The following is a 1,993-nucleotide window of genomic DNA, read 5'->3' as shown; positions in this document are numbered from 1 at the left end:
GAGACGGCGTGCAGCCGCCCGGCTTCGGTCTGGCTGAAGCTGGCGAACGAGTTCCACCAGCCGGAAGTGATGATCTGGTCCTTGTCGCGCAGCGAGGAGACGAGGATGCCTAGCGTCGGCACGGTCCAGATGGCGACGAAGATCAGCACCGCGATGTGGACGCCGAAACGGCTGGCAAAGGACTTTCCGGTCGATGCGGCCATTTCAGTGTCCTCCCGTCTCTTTGTTGGCCTGGCGGATGTTCCAGACCATGATCGGGATGACCGCGATCATGATTATGATGGCTATCGTTGCGCCGCGGCCGAAATCGCCGCCACCGCGGAACATCCAGTCGAACATCAGATTGGCCAGCACCTGGCTGTTCCATTGACCGTTGGTCATGGTCAGCACGATGTCGAAGACCTTCAGCACCAGGATGGTGATAGTGGTCCAGACCACGGCGATGGTGCCCCATATCTGCGGCACCATGATCTTCCAGAAGATCTGGAACGGGTTGGCGCCGTCGATCACCGCGGCCTCGATCGTCTCCTCGGGAATGCCGCGCAGCGCCGACGACAGGATCACCATGGCAAAGCCGGTCTGGATCCAGATCAGGATGACCATCAGGAAGAAATTGTTCCAGAACGGCAGCGATATCCAGACCTGCGGCTGCCCGCCGAAAAACTGGATGATGGCGTTGAGCAGGCCGATCTGGACCTGGCCTTCGCCGCGATACTCATAAATGAATTTCCAGATCACGCTGGCGCCGACGAAGGAAATCGCCAGCGGCAGGAAGATCAGGCTCTTGGCGATGGTGCCCCACCAGATTTTGTCGGTCAGCACGGCGATGATCAGACCGAGGAAAGTGCAGGCCGCCGGCACTACGGCCAGCCAGACGATGTTGTTGAGGATCGAGTTGCGGAACTCGCGGTCGCCGAACGCCCATTCGTAATTGGCGAGGCCGACGAAGCTCGCGCCGCCGCGATCGAGGAACGACAGTCTGAGCGTCTCGACGACGGGGTAGATCAGATAGATGGTCAGGATGATCATCGCTGGACCGACGAACAGCCAGGGACGGATCAACCCCTGCCGGCGCAGGTTGTCGACGGCGGCAGTGCCGCTGACGCCGCGCGAGGGAAAGATGGTGTCGAGCGCCTTGTTGGCGCCCCAGAAATAGGCGACGCAGCCGCCGACGCCGACGATGATGACGAATATGGCCGAGAAAATCTGAGCCGCCATGGGTCCCTCTCCCCTGCGCAAGATCCGCCAGGACTGAAATGATCGTGGCGATCGTGCGCTGTTCTCGTTGTTGGGGCGCGAACGGGGACATGAAAGCGGAATATCCGCCCTCCCCGGCGCGCCGCATGCCGGAATGTCTACGCTTTCACGACTGGGCTTTCACGACTGGACCTGGTCCATCCCGGCCCTACCGGGATGAGATACTGTGATGGGCCAGCTGGATCCGGGCGCGAAAGGCCCGGATCCGCTTGGGAGGAGGAAGCAAGAGCTTCCGGCTAGGCGAACGACCGCCTACTTGATCGCGTCCCAGCTCTTCTGGATGTCGGTGGCGACATCCTGGGCGGACTTGCCGCCGACGAGGTCGATCATGCCGGTCCAGAAGGAGCCGGCGCCGATCTTGCCCGGCATCAGATCGGAACCGTCGAAGCGGAAGGTCGAGGCGTTGGCGAGGATCTCGCCCTGCTTCTTCAGCGCGTCGCTGGCATAGGCGTCCTTGTTGACCCCCTTGAACGGCGTCACGAAACCGCCCTGGGCCATCCAGATCTCGTGCGCCAGCGGCATCTTCAGGAATTCGATGAAGGCGCGAGCCGCCTTCGAATCCTTGGTGATCATGGCCAGCGTGCCGGCGCCGAGCACCGGGGTGCCGAGCTCGGGCTTCGAGGCAAAGGGCGGGAAGTAGAAGAAGTCGGCATCCTGGCCGAGCTTCGTGCCCTCGGGGAAGAAGGTCGGGATGAACGAGGCCTGATGGTGCAGGTAGCACTTCGGCGGCACCGCG

The 1,993-nt window shown here is 62.2% G+C and carries 1 protein-coding gene and 2 pseudogenes; all 3 read right to left on the bottom strand.

Going from position 1 to position 1,993, the window contains the following annotated elements:
• Positions 1-203 (bottom strand): annotated as a pseudogene (locus tag EN742_RS33325) (carbohydrate ABC transporter permease); the annotation flags it as partial.
• A 1-nt stretch (position 204) separates the two neighbouring features.
• A complete protein-coding gene (locus EN742_RS33320; protein WP_126056951.1) occupies positions 205-1,218 on the bottom strand; it encodes a sugar ABC transporter permease in 1,014 nt (337 codons plus the stop codon).
• 291 nt (positions 1,219-1,509) lie between these two features.
• Positions 1,510-1,993: pseudogene (locus EN742_RS33315) on the bottom strand (alpha-glucoside ABC transporter substrate-binding protein); the annotation flags it as partial.

The sequence above is a fragment of the Mesorhizobium sp. M4A.F.Ca.ET.020.02.1.1 genome (assembly GCF_004022645.1).
Classification (GTDB): domain Bacteria; phylum Pseudomonadota; class Alphaproteobacteria; order Rhizobiales; family Rhizobiaceae; genus Mesorhizobium.
The sequence above is the reverse complement of the archived record's forward strand: the minus strand, read 5'-3'. Positions and strand labels throughout refer to the sequence as shown.